The sequence below is a fragment of the Rodentibacter pneumotropicus DSM 21403 genome (genome assembly GCF_000379905.1).
In the GTDB taxonomy this organism is placed as follows: domain Bacteria; phylum Pseudomonadota; class Gammaproteobacteria; order Enterobacterales; family Pasteurellaceae; genus Rodentibacter; species Rodentibacter pneumotropicus.
The window spans coordinates 174705-190078 of the sequence record NZ_KB904040.1 but is presented as its reverse complement, the minus strand read 5'-3'; the positions used below and the strand labels follow the sequence as shown (position 1 = coordinate 190078).

General features: G+C 38.7%; 12 protein-coding genes. 5 read left to right on the top strand and 7 right to left on the bottom strand.

Annotated elements, in window-relative coordinates; all coding sequences use genetic code 11:
* Window positions 1-61: 61 nt before the first annotated feature.
* The 6 genes from A3GE_RS0100975 to galE form a co-directional block, all read right to left on the bottom strand.
* Window positions 62-1699, bottom strand: coding sequence for a ShlB/FhaC/HecB family hemolysin secretion/activation protein (locus tag A3GE_RS0100975; protein ID WP_018355417.1), 1638 nt, complete (start codon window positions 1697-1699; stop codon window positions 62-64).
* 341 nt (window positions 1700-2040) lie between these two features.
* Window positions 2041-3420 (bottom strand): prephenate-dependent tRNA uridine(34) hydroxylase TrhP, encoded by a 1380-nt coding sequence (gene trhP / locus A3GE_RS0100970; RefSeq protein ID WP_018355416.1) that lies wholly within the window; start codon window positions 3418-3420, stop codon window positions 2041-2043.
* A gap of 174 nt (window positions 3421-3594) precedes the next feature.
* Complete coding sequence (locus tag A3GE_RS10900; RefSeq protein ID WP_018355414.1) at window positions 3595-5586, bottom strand: synaptonemal complex protein 1; 1992 nt, start codon at window positions 5584-5586, stop codon at window positions 3595-3597.
* Between the two features lie 78 nt (window positions 5587-5664).
* Window positions 5665-6309 carry an adenylate kinase gene (gene adk, locus A3GE_RS0100955; protein ID WP_018355413.1) on the bottom strand — a complete coding sequence of 215 codons (645 nt, stop codon included), beginning with the start codon at window positions 6307-6309 and terminating at the stop codon, window positions 5665-5667.
* Window positions 6310-6411: 102 nt separating this feature from the next.
* Complete coding sequence (locus A3GE_RS0100950) at window positions 6412-7686, bottom strand: MFS transporter (RefSeq protein WP_033259596.1); 1275 nt, start codon at window positions 7684-7686, stop codon at window positions 6412-6414.
* An 83-nt stretch (window positions 7687-7769) separates the two neighbouring features.
* Window positions 7770-8786, bottom strand: a complete 1017-nt coding sequence (gene galE, locus A3GE_RS0100945; RefSeq protein ID WP_018355411.1) for a UDP-glucose 4-epimerase GalE — start codon at window positions 8784-8786, stop codon at window positions 7770-7772.
* A gap of 182 nt (window positions 8787-8968) precedes the next feature.
* Between galE and dld the strand changes: the two genes are divergently transcribed.
* The gene (gene dld / locus A3GE_RS0100940) at window positions 8969-10663 is read left to right on the top strand and encodes a D-lactate dehydrogenase (RefSeq protein ID WP_026215335.1); all 1695 of its coding nucleotides are present in this window, start codon (window positions 8969-8971) and stop codon (window positions 10661-10663) included.
* A 112-nt stretch (window positions 10664-10775) separates the two neighbouring features.
* Window positions 10776-12254 carry an aldehyde dehydrogenase family protein gene (locus A3GE_RS0100935; protein WP_018355409.1) on the top strand — a complete coding sequence of 493 codons (1479 nt, stop codon included), beginning with the start codon at window positions 10776-10778 and terminating at the stop codon, window positions 12252-12254.
* 104 nt (window positions 12255-12358) lie between these two features.
* On the opposite strand, the gene A3GE_RS0100930 is transcribed toward A3GE_RS0100935, so the two are convergent.
* On the bottom strand, window positions 12359-12889 hold the full coding sequence (locus tag A3GE_RS0100930) for an inorganic diphosphatase (RefSeq protein WP_005695476.1): 531 nt from the start codon (window positions 12887-12889) through the stop codon (window positions 12359-12361).
* 177 nt (window positions 12890-13066) lie between these two features.
* On the opposite strand from A3GE_RS0100930, the gene A3GE_RS0100925 reads away from it, so the two are divergent.
* From A3GE_RS0100925 to rlmH, 3 genes are all read left to right on the top strand, one after another.
* The gene (locus tag A3GE_RS0100925; protein WP_018355408.1) at window positions 13067-14383 is read left to right on the top strand and encodes an NCS2 family permease; all 1317 of its coding nucleotides are present in this window, start codon (window positions 13067-13069) and stop codon (window positions 14381-14383) included.
* A 158-nt stretch (window positions 14384-14541) separates the two neighbouring features.
* Window positions 14542-14850 (top strand): ribosome silencing factor, encoded by a 309-nt coding sequence (gene rsfS, locus A3GE_RS0100920; protein ID WP_018355407.1) that lies wholly within the window; start codon window positions 14542-14544, stop codon window positions 14848-14850.
* Window positions 14851-14903: 53 nt separating this feature from the next.
* Entirely contained in the window at window positions 14904-15371 is a 468-nt protein-coding gene (rlmH, locus tag A3GE_RS0100915; RefSeq protein ID WP_018355406.1) for a 23S rRNA (pseudouridine(1915)-N(3))-methyltransferase RlmH, read from the top strand.
* The last annotated feature ends 3 nt before the right edge of the window (window positions 15372-15374 follow it).

Here is a 15374-nt window from a genome sequence, read left to right as displayed (position 1 = left end):
AATTTTTATTTCCTTCAAATTTAGATAACCTATGCCTAATTAAGAACATCTTATTGACTAATTAAAACATAACATGCCAATTCACATTAATACTTCGTTCTTGAATAATTTGATTCCGTTGGAATAATCGTCCCGTTGCCCATTCCAATTGTATGTACCAACGAGGATGAGAGGCTTTCATGCCCAACGCATAACCAAACGCTTTTTGGCTATTAGCATCCGGTGCCGTTGCTTTTTGTATCCCGATATCCAGCCCTAAATAGGGTTCAATCTGCCATTGCTTGTATTGATGTAACCAACCTAAATTATTTTGTAGTACAGCACTTTTCTCAGCTGACAGGGAAAAATCATTAAGACCACGTACAGCATAACGCCCGAGCAATTCTTCCTGCTTAATACTCGGTAAATAGTTATGACTATACTGCCCGACTAAACGGCTAGATTGGCGGAAAATCTGAGATTTAATTGGATAAAACGCGTTAAATTGTAATTCTGCCCGCCAACGATTAAATTGCCCTTCCGGTTGATCGCGTCCATGATTTGCTATGGAATTCCACCATTTTAAACCTCTTTCATAGCTAAAATCGGTCATCAATGAGCCATAAGAAAATAATTGTAAGTGATTAATACCAATCTGAGCGGTTGTTAATGTGGGGCTTTGCAACAAAATTAAACTATCATGAAAATAACTTTTACTTTTAATCCTTTCTAACTGTGCATAAAGATTGGAAATTGAATTAGAATCACGTTGAAATGTGTAGTCGCTACGCAATGCTGCCTGCCAAGTATATCCCTTTTGCTCAACGGTATTATATTGTAATGGAAGAGTAGACTTAAATGTCGAAAAAGAGCCAAAGGTACTTAATGACCAATAACCATAAGGGATAGTATGGAAGAATGAAAATGAGCGGTTAAAATTATGATGATAAGATTTCAAACTGTGACTGACATTAAGATAAAGACTGTCGGAAAGCCCCAGAGGGTTATCAATATTTAGCCCGCCTTTAGCTTGCCAACGTCCCGAGCGTTTTGAAGCAAAATTATCCATACCAGCATAACCTGTTACACGAGATTTTTCTTCATTTACAAAGGACAACTCAATTTCTCCATTTTTTGTCGGTAGCACATCAACGCTCACTTTACTTCCCGGCATTTTATTTGCCTGATCTAATGCTTGATCCAGATCCTTAATATTTAACGGCTTACCTAAAATATTCGGGAAAAGCATAGTAAAATTGAGTCGCTCGCTGTTACTGGAAAGCAAACTTACCTTCCCTTCTGTTACTCTCATTGTGAGTTTTCCGGAGCCATCGTCTTCAAATTGAAAAGGATTATAAACATAACCTAAAGCTAAGTAAGCAGAAGTAAGATCCTGACTGAGTCGGTTTAAACGCTCTTCATTTAAACACTCATTCTTTTTTGGTGCAAAAGGCAAAGGATCGATTAAATGGAAACCCACAAACTTCACTTCACTATACGGTAGGCAAACTTGAGATAAATCAGCTTGAGTATGCTCTTGTTGTTCCGTTTGATATTGATGCTGTGAAAGCCAACGCTGTTGCTGTACTTGCTGAAGCTGCTCATTTTGATTTTTTGCTTGCTGTTGAAAACGGTTAAATTCATTTTGTATTGGTATTGATTGCTGATTTGCCCAAGTAAAAATCGGCATACAAGCCAGTAAGATTGAGAGATGCTTCATAGTGTATCCTTAAATAAATTCCGCGCCACATCATACCGTATAATTATTAGAGTGCGAAGATTAGAGTGTATTTTTTATGCGATTTGTTTTGTAGTTTTGGATCGCTGCTTATAGCTTAAAAGATTCACAATTTATCCATTCAGAGAGAAAAAAGACCGAATTATAAAACTGCGATTGTTTGACTTTACTGACAATGTTTCTTAAATGCACACAAAAAAAGCCCTTTCAAAAATTGAAAGGGCAAAATATTTGGAGTCATACTATGAGTTGTTGAATTAACAAATCAGGTATGGCTAGGGATTATAATGATTTTTAAAGTAAATGCAACATTTATTTAACAATTAATTGTGAGGGTTACGTGTGTTTGTATTCACCAGATTGCGCATCAAGAGAGCGTATTCTAAATTAATATCTTTCGGTACATCTAAGAATACGAAATGCCCGTCACCTGATGCGGCTTCCACTGCTTCATTTTTTCGATTTAGCATTTTCTCAATTTTAAAATTGATATTACCTTGTGGTGTCATCATTTCCACTTCATCATTGAGTAAAAATTTATTTTTTACCGCCACTTCTGCCATGCCTTGTTCGTTACGTTTCCCGGTAAATTCACCGACAAATTGCTGGCGATCAGAAATAGAATAGCCGTATTCATAGTTTTGATACTCATCATGTGTATGACGGCGCAAGAATCCTTCGGTGTAACCTCGGTGGGCGAGAGATTCTAGGGTATCCATCAAACTTTCATCAAAAGGTTTACCTGCCGCGGCATCATCAATTGCTTTTCGATACACTTGTGCGGTACGGGCACAATAATAGAAAGACTTGGTTCTACCTTCAATTTTTAAGGAATGAACACCAAGTGCAGTCAATTTTTCCACATGTTGTACTGCACGTAAGTCTTTTGAATTCATAAAATAAGTGCCGTGTTCGTCCTCAAAGGCAGTCATTTGTTCATCAGTTTTTTGAGATTCGGTATAAAGGAATACCTTATCTGTTACACTACCTTCACCTAAAGTTGGCGCAACATTTTTTATTTCAATTTGTTGGCTAGGATCAATTTTCGGTACAATGTTGCCCACTTCATCTACCGTGCCTTCTTCCATTTTATATTCCCAGCGGCAGGCATTAGTGCAAGTGCCTTGGTTTGGATCGCGTTTATTAATGTAGCCGGAAAGCAAGCAACGGCCAGAATATGCCATACATAATGCGCCATGTACGAAAATCTCAAGTTCAATATCTGGCACCTGTTGGCGAATTTCAGCAATTTCATCTAAGGAAAGTTCTCGGGACAAAATCACGCGGGTTAGCCCCATTTGTTTCCAAAATTTCACCGTTGCCCAGTTTACCGCATTGGCTTGTACGGAAAGATGAATATCAATATCGGGGAAATGCTCACGCACCAGCATAATCAAACCAGGATCGGACATAATCAACGCATCCGGTCCCATATTTATAACGGGTTGTAAATCTTTAATAAAGGTTTTGAGTTTAGAATTATGCGGTGCAATATTCACAACGACATAGAATTTTTTACCAAGGGCGTGCGCTTCATCAATACCGATTTTTAAATTTGCATGATTAAATTCATTGTTACGCACTCGTAAGCTATAACGAGGCTGACCGGCATAGACGGCATCTGCACCATAGGCAAAGGCATAGCGCATATTTTTTAGAGAACCGGCGGGAGAAAGTAATTCGGGCTTAAATGAGGTGGTCATAATCTACTCTTTTTCTGATTTCAAGTCAGTAACCTACCCGTAGGCAAGTCGTGTTAAAAGCCCGTATTTTAGGTTTATTTCACTATTTGTAAAGGATAAAGTGCGGTCAGATTTTGGTGTGTTTTTCATTAATGATAAAAAAATACCCACCATACCGTCCGTGGGCATTTTTTATTATTTCTCTGATGAACTTTCTTCTATTTCCTTAAAAGATTTGCCGTTAATGAAATAGCCATTGTCATTTTTTTCAAACTTAGCCACATAATTCTCACCTTCTGCTACAAAAGCAGGAAGAATAGTATCATATGGTTTAATTTTACTTTGAATCATACTCCAGAATGAACTTAGTTCTTTAATCTTACTTGTTTTCTCATCCTGAATTTCAACTAACCTTTTATCAAAGGAAATCCTTAATAGACCTTCTATTCTATCTAGGAAAGACCAACCCTGAGATGATTTCGCATCTTTCGGTGCTTTAGCCATCATACCATTGGCTTCAAATTTTACCGGATAGGCTTTCGTTTCGGGCGATGTGTTGAGATTAAAGGTAACATTGGTATGATCTAAAATAAAATTTAGATCCGACCATGCGTTATTCAAATATTTTTCTTGTGTCGCTGTTGTTAAATAAGTCTGACAAAGCGTCTCATAAGCTCCTAAACAAAATGCTGAAGACCAATACGAACGAGGGGCATTAAGTTTTAGTGGAATTGAAATCGACAAATCCTCAATTTGCATACTTTGTTCCGGTACACTAATTTTTTTTGTATTTAGTGTAAAACTTGTATTATATTGATCACTTTCTGACCTAGATTTATTATTAAATGTAAGAGCAGTTATTTTATTTTCAAATAGATTTAAACTATGCAGTGAAAAATCAATGTTCGAATTTTCCCTAAACTCTCTCACCCATTTGTCTTTTAAATGAAGGAAATCTTTATTATCTTTAGATGGCGGAGACTTTACAGTAAGCGTTTCCAAAAAGAACGGAATAAGACTCAACTCATTTGCAATATTATAGTCTTTTAATTGAACACTAAGTTTTCCGTCTTTAGCATCCCATTTTTGGGCATTATCTTCCGGTGTTTGTTTAACACTCCCCACTAAGAGTTCAAAATTGGCGTTGTTTTTAGTGAGATCCGTATTATCTAATTTCAATGCTATATTGCCATTTTGTAAATTAAAATAAGGTTTTTGCTTTTTCGGTGCATTAACTGAAATAACAGAAACTTTACTGTCAAAATAATCATTTTTAGTCAATATAGCGATTAATAAATCCACCCCATTTCTAATATTTTGATCGCCCGTACTAAGTTTTTTAAATTCATTATAAAAATTGACCGCACTTGGGACGCCTTGTTGATTCAAACTGATATTTAAACCCCCAAATGTTGTTTGGCTTTCTTCTGTGGTACGGTTTTTATTAGAAATACGTAAAATATCACTACTTAGCTTTGTGGTTAAATCACGTTTTTCTGTATTATTCTCTTTGTTTTTATTAAATTTATAGGTGGTATTTTTTAGTTGTAAACGTGTGTTTTCACCATTCAATAATGCCAATTCGGCATTTTCTGCGGTTAACTCAATATTGGTTAAATCATATTTATTTTCGGTTGATGAAGTAAAATAAACTTTACCTTCTACCTGATTTAATTTGCTCTCATTATCATAGTTGAAACCGGTCAAATTACCTTTTAATTCAATATCCCGATCGTTCAAGAAATTTAATGAAATTGCCATCTGTTGCGGTTTATTGGCAAAATCTCGAAATTCCGTCAAAATATTAGATTGTAAATAATCGCCTACCGGTGAAAATTTACTATTAATTGTATTTTTATCAATCGTAATATTTAAATCTTTATTTAGTTTTCTAACAAGCTGATCAGAAAATTTGGATTCCGCCGTAATAAAGAAAGGTAGCGTTGTTAATTTGGTGAAAATAATCTCAGCATCCTGTTCACCATTATCTGTTACGCTGAATACTAAATCACGGCTAAAAAAGTTTTTATTGCTTTCGGTAATCTTTAATATCGCTTGGTTATCTAAAGAATAAGGGAATTTTTGCAATACCTGATCCACTTTATGATTGGTATAAATTTGTGCACCTGCACCAATGATAACAAGTATCGCAGCAAGGGTTAAAGTGATCGTTTTTCTTTTACTCATATTTTCCCCAATTCAATATTGAAAACAAGCGAGAAAATGACCGCACTTCGTTAAAGTGCGGTCAAATTTTAATGGGTTTTAACCTAAGATTTTATCTAATTCTTGGCTTACGGCTTCCACTTTTTGTGTGCCGTCTAAGCGGAAATATTGCGTGTTGCCCGCTTTCGCCTCAGCTTGATAGTAATCTACTAACGGTTGAGTTTGTTTGTGATAAACCGCTAAACGATCTAACACGGTTTCCGGTTTATCATCGGCACGGATAATGAGATCTTCACCGGTAATATCATCTTTGCCTTCTACTTTCGGCGGATTGTAAACAACATGGTAAGAACGCCCTGACGCTTGATGAACGCGACGACCGCTCATACGTTCGACAATCACTTCATCAGGCACATCAAACTCTAACACATAATCAATTTTCACACCTGATTCTTTTAAAGCATCCGCTTGTGGAATCGTACGCGGGAAACCGTCTAACAAGAAACCGTTTGCACAATCCGGTTGGGCAATGCGATCTTTCACTAATGCCACAGTTAATTCATCCGGTACTAATTTTCCTTCATCCATTAACGCTTTAGCCTGCTTACCAAGTTCAGTGCCCGCTTTAATTGCTGCACGGAACATATCACCGGTTGAAATTTGAGGAATACCGAATTTTTTCATAATAAATTGTGCTTGTGTTCCTTTTCCTGCGCCCGGTGCGCCTAAAAGAATAATTTTCATAGGAAATCTCCAATTAAATCAATCAATGTAAATAAACTTGGGTAAGATACTGATAAAGCGAAGTGCGGTCAAATTTTTTATATTTTTTACCGCACTTTTTCACTATACGGATTTTTTCTCGTTCCAAGGTGCGACCCAAAACAAACAAATCATGCCCGGAACCGCTAAAAGCAAGCATAGCCAAAAATAATCGTAATAGCCTATCGCCCCCACAACATAGCCTGAAAGCATTCCTAACCCTTTACTTGGCAATGCCGAAAGGCTGGTAAAAAGTGCAAGTTGAGTGGCGGTATAAAGTGGGTTTGTTTCTCGTGCCATAAAGGCAACAAAAGCCGCAGTGCCTAGCCCCACACCAATATATTCCGCCGCAATAACAATACCTAATCGCCATAATTCGGTAGAGGTGATGTTGTCAAAATGACCAAAATTTGCCAACCAAATAAAACCGCCAATGGTCACTATTTGCACAAAACCGAATAACCATAATGCTCGGTTAATTCCCAGTTTTAACATCATCACTCCGCCGGCAAGTCCGGATAAAATGCTTGCCCAAAGAGAGGTACTTTTCACCACAAGAGCAATGTCTTCTTTGCTGAATCCCATATCGTAGATAAATTTAGTTTGGAGTGTTGTAGCAAAAGAATCACCAAATTTATATAGGAACAGAAACAGTAAAAAACCTATCGCTTGTGTTACGCCTTTACGTTGGAAAAATTCTTGTAAGGGGATCCAAAAGGCTTGATAAAAAGGCTGATTGTCTTGTGGCGTATCAATCTTCGGTTCTTTAGCGAGAAATAAGGTCATAAAAATACCTGCCAACATACAAAGTGCGGTCCATAAAAATACCGTTTCCCATGGGTAAATCATGGCGAGATAAAGGGAAAGCCCACCGGGAATTAGACCCGCAATACGATAAGCATTGATATGAATGGTATTGCCTAAGCCAAGTTCGTGATCACTTAAAATTTCACGGCGATAAGCATCGAGTACGATATCCTGTGTCGCGGAAAAAAATGCAATTAATAACGCAATATTGGCAACAATACTTAACTGTGAGAGAGGATCAAAAAGGCTAATAACATAAAGTAAAATGAGTAAAATAATTTGTGAGATAAGAAGCCAACTTCGGCGGCGGCCTAAAAAACTGGGGAAATAGCGATCTAATAAGGGCGCCCATAAAAATTTTAAGCCATAAGGCAACATGACTCCGGTCACTGCCCCGATTAATTCCACAGAAAGCTGCTTATCTGTTAACCAAACCGGTAACATTTGTAATAGGACAAATAAAGGCAAACCGGAGCTGAAACCGGTGAACACGCAAATCAACATCTTACGTGTGAAAATTTGGGAAGAAAGGGAATTTGGTCTATTTGGCATATAAAGTGCGGTCAATTTTAATGATGTTTTAATGGCACGAGTTTTTACCCTGTGCCACCATAAAGTGATATGTTTCGGAAAACTTAATCTTTGTATCCTTGCGGATTATTTTTCTGCCAATTCCACGTATCTTTCATCATTTGCTCCAGATCACGTTCGGCTGTCCAGCCTAATTCTTTTGCGGCTAGACTCGGATCCGAGTAACAAGTAGCAATATCACCAGGACGGCGATCCGCCAATTTATAAGAAATTTTAATATTGTTGGCTTTTTCAAAGGCGTTCACCATATCCAATACGGAATAACCTTGCCCGGTGCCAAGATTGTAAATGTGTAAACCGGCATCCCCTTCGTGACGCTGAAGGGCTTTTAAATGTCCAATGGCTAAATCTACTACGTGTATGTAATCACGCACGCCCGTGCCATCGTGAGTGTTGTAATCGCTACCGAAAACAGAAAGTTGTGCAAGTTTACCGATCGCCACTTGGCTAATATAAGGCAATAAATTATTCGGAATTCCGTTTGGATCTTCACCAATCAAACCGCTTGAATGTGCCCCCACCGGATTAAAATAGCGTAAAATCGTCATACTAAATTGGGGTTCGGCTTTTGCCACATCACGTAAAATCTGTTCAACCATATATTTTGATGTGCCGTAAGGATTAGTTGTGCCGCCCACTTCGCAATCTTCGGTAATTGGAATGATTTTGGGATCGCCATATACGGTCGCAGAAGAACTAAAGACAAAATTCCATACCTTCGCTTTTTTCATTTCTTGCAACAATACAATCGTACCGGCAACATTGTTCATATAATATTCTGCCGGTTTTTGCACGCTTTCACCCACTGCCTTTAATCCTGCGAAGTGAATCACAGAATGAACGTTGTTTTCGGCAAAGATTTTTTGCAGTAATACACGATCTAAAATATCGCCCTCATAAAACTTAACCGATTTACCTGTGATTTGTTTGACACGCTCAAGGGATTTAGGTGATGAATTACAAAGATTGTCTAATACCACAACCTCTTTGCCTGCATTTAATAATTCGACAACCGTATGTGAACCGATATATCCGGCACCACCGGTGACTAAAATACCCATCTTCGACTCCTTTTCATAGACTTGTAACTGGCACTGATTATAGCACTATTTCATCTCAAAAAACGGATCTATTTTAACCGCACTTTTATGTGATCTTTGTCACAGAACTATTTTTTTGTACTGGCATAATTTTTTATTGGAGTATATAAAATAGAAACGACTTTTTAACATACGCATTACAAATTTCTATGAATCAACTTATTTCTCAACTTACAAAAATTGTTGGTAAGCAATACATCATTACCGATCCTTCAAAAACAGAATCTTATCGTAGCGGATACCGTTTCGGTTCAGGAAATGCCGTTGCAGTTGTTAAACCTGCAACCTTACTTGAATTCTGGCAAGTCCTAAAAATATGCGTAGAACAGGATGTCATTATGATTAACCAAGCTGCAAACACGGGATTAACCGGTGGCTCAACGCCGAACGGCAATGATTATGATCGTGAAATTGTCATTATCAATGCAATGAGAATTGATGGAATTCAATTGATTAATAATGCTTCTCAGGTCGTTTGCTTACCGGGCTCTACCTTAAATGAATTAGAAAATAAATTGAAACCTTATGGGCGTGAACCTCATTCGGTGATCGGTTCTTCTTGTATTGGTGCTTCTGTCATCGGGGGAATTTGTAATAACTCCGGCGGCGCATTGGTTCAACGCGGTCCTGCTTATACTGAAATGGCACTTTATGCTCAGTTAAATGAACAAGGTGAATTAGAACTTAAAAATCATCTTGGCATTGATTTAGGTAGTACACCGGAAGAAATTTTAATTAATTTGCAAGGTCATCATTATCAGCAAAAAGATATCTTGCAAGATTTTGGAAAAGGACATGATCACAGTTATTGCAATCATGTTCGCCAAATTGATGAAAACTCTCCGGCTCGTTTTAATGCTGATTCTGCCCGTCACTATGAAGCCTCCGGTAGTGCGGGTAAATTGGCGGTTTTTGCGGTGCGTTTAGATACATTCCCATTAGAAAGTGAAACCGCTGTTTTCTACATCGGCACTAACCAAACCGATGTGCTTAACGATATTCGCCGTCAAATGTTAGCACATTTTGAACAGTTGCCGATTTCCGGTGAATACATTCATCGAGATGCGTTTGATATTGCCGCCCGCTATGGAAAAGATACGTTTTGGGTGATTAAAAAATTTGGTACCCATTGGTTACCTAAGTTATTTTCCTTAAAAGCGAATGTGGATCGCTTAAGTAAAAAAGTGTCATTTTTACCACATCATTTAAGCGATAAATTTTTACAATTAATTTCCAAAATATTACCGGAACATTTACCAAAGAGTTTATGGCAGTATCGGGATCGCTATGAACATCATTTAATTATAAAAATGGGCGGGAAAGGTGTGAATGAAGCCCGTATATTCTTGAAAGACTATTTTAGTGGGCATAAAAAGGGGGGATATTTTGAATGTAATGCGATAGAAACACAGGCAGCAATGCTCCATCGTTTTGCAGTCGCTTCCGCAGCAGTACGCTATCGTGCGATTCACGAGAAAGAAGTTGAAGATATTGTCGCGCTTGATGTTGCATTACGTCGTAATGATAAAGAATGGTTCGAGAGATTACCTGAGGAAATAGACGAACAAATTAGCCATAAACTTTATTACGGACACTTTATGTGCCACGTATTCCATCAGGATTATATCGTTAAGAAAGGTTATGATTGCGTAAAATTAGAACACAAAATGTTGAAATTACTGGATCAACGAGGCGCTCAATATCCTGCGGAACACAATGTTGGCCATTTGTATGAAGCAAAACCGGAATTACACAAATTCTATAAAAAATTGGATCCAACTAATAGTTTCAATCCCGGTATCGGACAAACTTCAAAGAAAAAATATTGGGCTGAATAGTATTGTAATTTAACTGTTTTATTCAATTTTATCGGTGTATATCGGTAATATTTTCAACTCAACAAAAGAGTTGAAAATAAACTGGTAACAATGACAATCAAAGGAGCAGCATATGGCAAAAAATCTCAATGTTTTTGATCAAGAGTATGGTTTATTAATTAACGGTGAATGGAAAATGAGTGGTGCACTACTTGTTTCTCATAATCCTGCAAACGGGGAAGAACTTGCGAAATTTGTTGATGCCACGGATGCAGATGTTGATGCTGCCGTTGAGGCAGCACAACAAGCGTTCAAAACTTGGCGACATACAACCGTGACCGAACGGGCGGCGATATTAAATAAAATTGCTGATGTGATTGATGAAAATGCAGAATTATTCGCCTTACAAGAAACTTTAGATAATGGCAAACCGATTCGAGAAACGAGGGCGGCGGATATTCCATTAGCGGCGGATCATTTCCGTTATTTTGCCGGTGTGATTCGTTCGGAAGAAGGGACGGCAAATCAACTAGATAGCGAAGATTTATCCGTGGTGCTGCGTGAACCTATTGGTGTTGTGGGACAAATTATTCCGTGGAATTTTCCATTTTTAATGGCTGCATGGAAAATCGCCCCTGCATTAGCTGCCGGTTGTACGATCGTCATTCATCCGTCTAGTACGACTTCATTGAGTTTATTATCTCTCGCTCAAAAAATTAATCATTTGTTACCGAAAGGTGTACTGAATGTGATTACCGGACGAGGCAGTAAATCCGGAGAATATATGTTGCATCACAAAGGATTTAACAAATTAGCCTTTACCGGTTCAACAGCTATTGGGCGTAATGTTGCCGTGGCAGCAGCGGAGATGCTCATTCCTGCAACCCTTGAGTTAGGCGGTAAATCAGCCAATATTTTCTTTGATGATATGCCGTTTGATAAAGCATTAGAAGGGGCACAAAAAGGCATTTTATTCAATCAAGGTCAAGTCTGTTGTGCCGGTTCTAGAATTTTTGTTCAAGAGGGCATTTATGATAAATTCGTGGCGGCACTCGTCGAAGAATTTCAAAAAGTCAAAGTTGGTTTGCCTTGGGAAGATGATACTCAAATGGGCGCGCAGGTTAATGCCGGTCAATTAGAAACTATCCTGAAATATGTCAAAATTGGAGAGCAAGAAGGTTGTCGCATCATTACAGGCGGAAAACGCTTGCAGGAGACAGGTTTGGATAAGGGAGAATTTTTAGCCCCGACATTAATTGAAGCACCGAATAATCAAGCTCAAATTGCACAGGAGGAAATTTTTGGCCCTGTTGCTACCGTCATCAAATTTAAAACCGAAGAAGAGGTCATTAAAATGGCAAATGACAGCGAATATGGTTTAGGTGGCGGTATCTGGAGTCAAAATATCAACCGTTGTTTACGTGTTTCTCGTGCACTTGAAACAGGTCGGGTTTGGGTAAACTGTTATAACCGCTTGCCGGCAGGCGCACCATTCGGGGGATATAAACAATCCGGTATCGGTCGTGAAACCCATAAAATGATGCTTGATGCTTATACTCAAGTAAAAAATATTTATATCAGCACTCGTGAAGATCGGGAAGGTATGTATTAAGAACCATAAAGAAGGGGCAGCCTATAAGCTGCCCTCACTTCAAATATTAAGAGGATTGATTCCAATAATCTTTTGGATTCAGTTCTCGCTATAAATATTAAAAATTAACGCTCGTTCCAACGTTTGATTGATTCACGAATCACTTCTTTTGCTTCTTCGACATCACCCCAGTGAGTCACTTTTGTGCTACCCGGTTTTTTCAATGCTTTGTAGTTGTTGAAATGAAATTCAATTTGTTTGATTAATTGAGCCGGCACATCTGCAAGGCTGTTGTAAGCATTGCCAGTGTCGCGATCATCTGCCGGTACACAGACAATTTTATCGTCCACTTCGCCATCATCTACGAATTTCATTACGCCAATCACTTTAGCTTCAAGGAATACGCCGGTTGCAAGCGGTTGGCGGGTTAGTAATAACACATCCAGTTCATCACCATCTTCATCTAATGTTTGTGGAATAAAGCCATAATTTGTCGGTTTTGCAAAAATTGCCGGTTCAACTCGGTCTAATTGGAATGCTGCGACTTTACGGTTCCATTCGATTTTGTGGCAGCTACCTTCTGGAATTTCATTTACAACGTTGATAATCCCAGCATCAACATCACCCGGAGTTAAGATTTGATTAAAATCAGCCATTGTCTTTCCTTATTTTGATTGAGTTAAAAAACGGCGAGAGTATAGCAGTTTTTACATAATTTTGTCGCTCTAAATTTTCATTCCAAAAACGACCGCACTTTACTCACGCAAACGTTTACATCTTATATTGTTTCGGTAAAATATGCCCTTTTCATTCTGACTTATCTTAGAGGCAATATGTCTAATTTCGAAAAAATCTTTGAATTGCAAGAACGGGGTTCAAGCGTTCGCCAAGAAATTATTGCGGGTTTAACCACATTTCTTGCAATGGTGTATTCTGTAATTGTCGTACCTAATATGCTCGGTGCTGCCGGTTTCCCTGCCGAATCCGTATTTATTGCCACTTGCTTGGTAGCAGGTTTAGGGTCAATTTTAATCGGTTTATGGGCAAATGCACCAATGGCGATTGGTTGTGCGATTTCCCTTACGGCATTTACCGCCTTTAGCTTGGTCATTGGTCAGGGGGTTTCTATTCCCGTTGCGTTAGGTGCGGTATTCCTAATGGGGGTTGTCTTTACCCTCATTTCTGCAACGGGTATTCGAGCTTGGATTTTACGCAATCTTCCTTCCAGTATTGCTCATGGTGCAGGAATCGGGATAGGTTTATTCTTGCTTTTAATTGCCGCAAACGGCGTAGGATTAGTGGTGAGTAATCAAGCCGGTTTACCGGTGAAATTGGGCGATTTCACCTCATTCCCTGTCATGATGTCATTAATTGGTTTAGCATTTATCGTTGGCTTAGAAAAAATGCAAGTAAAAGGCGGGATTTTATGGGTGATCATTGCCATTACAATTATTGGTCTCATTTTTGATCCAAATGTAAAATTTAACGGCGAAGTCTTCAAAATGCCAACTTTCGGTGAAAACTCGTTATTCTTACAATTAGATTTACAAGGTGCGTTGCAGCCGGCTATTTTACCTGTGGTTTTTGCTTTAGTAATGACCGCAGTCTTTGACGCGACAGGTACAATCCGTGCCGTTGCAGGACAAGCGAATTTATTGGATAAAGACGGGCAGATCATTAATGGCGGTAAAGCCCTAACCTCTGATTCCGTCAGTAGTTTATTTTCAGGACTATTTGGTACAGCTCCCGCAGCAGTCTATATTGAATCGGCAGCCGGTACCGCAGCAGGAGGTAAAACAGGGATTACTGCCGTTGTAGTGGGAATATTGTTTTTATTTATGCTTTTCTTTCAACCTCTTGCATTTTTAGTACCGGGGTATGCAACCGCTCCGGCATTAATGTATGTGGGATTATTAATGCTAAGCAATGTGAGCAAATTGGATTTTGATGATTTTGTCGGAGCAATGAGCGGGTTAATTTGTGCGGTATTCATTGTACTCACCGCTAATATTGTTACTGGCATTATGCTTGGTTTTGCTGCATTAGTGATTGGTCGTATTGTGAGCGGTGACGTAAAACGTCTAAATCTTGGTACGGTAATTATTGCCATTGTATTGGTCGCCTTCTACGCCGGCGGTTGGGCGATTTAATTTTCTTACCTCAAAACATCAGTCCATTTTTAACCGCACTTTTAAAGTGCGGTTATTTTTTATGTGATTTTATTTTTATCCGACTTTTTCTTCCCTTTGCCTAGTCCTTCCTCTTATTCAATGGTAGAATTTCACGTTTTTGTAAGTAAGGAAAAATAATGACATTAGTTGAATTTGTAATGGATAAATTGGACGATTTGAAAGGCACGGATATTGTACATTTTGATGTGCGTGGAAAATCTTCCATTACGGAAAATATGGTAATTTGTACTGGAACTTCGAGCCGACAAGTCTCTGCGATGGCAGATAATTTAATCGCAGAATGTAAGAAAGCCGGGGTTGAAACCTTTGGTGAAGAAGGTAAAAATACGGCAGATTGGATAGTGGTGGATCTTGGTCAAACCATCGTTCATATTATGCAACGTGATGCACGTGAGATGTATCAATTAGAGAAACTGTGGGCGTAAAGTGCGGTTATTTTCCCGTTAGATTTCGTCTTGCTTGATAAAAAGGAATACTCGTGAAAATCACATTAATTGCAGTGGGGACAAAAATGCCGACTTGGGTTATTAGCGGATTTGAAGAATACCAACGCCGTTTTCCTAAAGAAATGCCCTTTGAATTAATTGAAATTCCGGCAGGAAAGCGGGGGAAAAATGCGGATATTAAACGTATTTTAGAGCAAGAGGGAAAAGCAATGTTGGCAGCTTGTGGAAAAAGCAAAATCGTTACCCTTGATATTCCCGGTAAACCTTGGACAACACCGCAACTCGCAGAACAGTTGGAAGTGTGGAAAAATGATGGGCGGGATGTTTGTTTATTAATTGGCGGACCGGAAGGGCTTTCAGCGGAATGTAAATCTGCAGCAGAGCAGAGTTGGTCGCTTTCACCTCTCACGTTACCTCATCCGTTAGTGCGTATTGTGGTGGCGGAAAGTTTATATCGAGCGTGGTCGCTGACAACCAATCATCCTTACCATCGTGAGTAAAAG

Coding starts and splice junctions, on each gene's coding strand:
- A3GE_RS0100975 (WP_018355417.1), bottom strand. CDS start 1,699: ATGAAGCATCTCTCAATCTTACTGGCTTGTATGCCGATTTTTACTTGG.
- trhP (WP_018355416.1), bottom strand. CDS start 3,420: ATGACCACCTCATTTAAGCCCGAATTACTTTCTCCCGCCGGTTCTCTA.
- A3GE_RS10900 (WP_018355414.1), bottom strand. CDS start 5,586: ATGAGTAAAAGAAAAACGATCACTTTAACCCTTGCTGCGATACTTGTT.
- adk (WP_018355413.1), bottom strand. CDS start 6,309: ATGAAAATTATTCTTTTAGGCGCACCGGGCGCAGGAAAAGGAACACAA.
- A3GE_RS0100950 (WP_033259596.1), bottom strand. CDS start 7,686: ATGCCAAATAGACCAAATTCCCTTTCTTCCCAAATTTTCACACGTAAG.
- galE (WP_018355411.1), bottom strand. CDS start 8,786: ATGGGTATTTTAGTCACCGGTGGTGCCGGATATATCGGTTCACATACG.
- A3GE_RS0100935 (WP_018355409.1), top strand. CDS start 10,776: ATGGCAAAAAATCTCAATGTTTTTGATCAAGAGTATGGTTTATTAATT.
- A3GE_RS0100930 (WP_005695476.1), bottom strand. CDS start 12,889: ATGGCTGATTTTAATCAAATCTTAACTCCGGGTGATGTTGATGCTGGG.
- A3GE_RS0100925 (WP_018355408.1), top strand. CDS start 13,067: ATGTCTAATTTCGAAAAAATCTTTGAATTGCAAGAACGGGGTTCAAGC.
- rsfS (WP_018355407.1), top strand. CDS start 14,542: ATGACATTAGTTGAATTTGTAATGGATAAATTGGACGATTTGAAAGGC.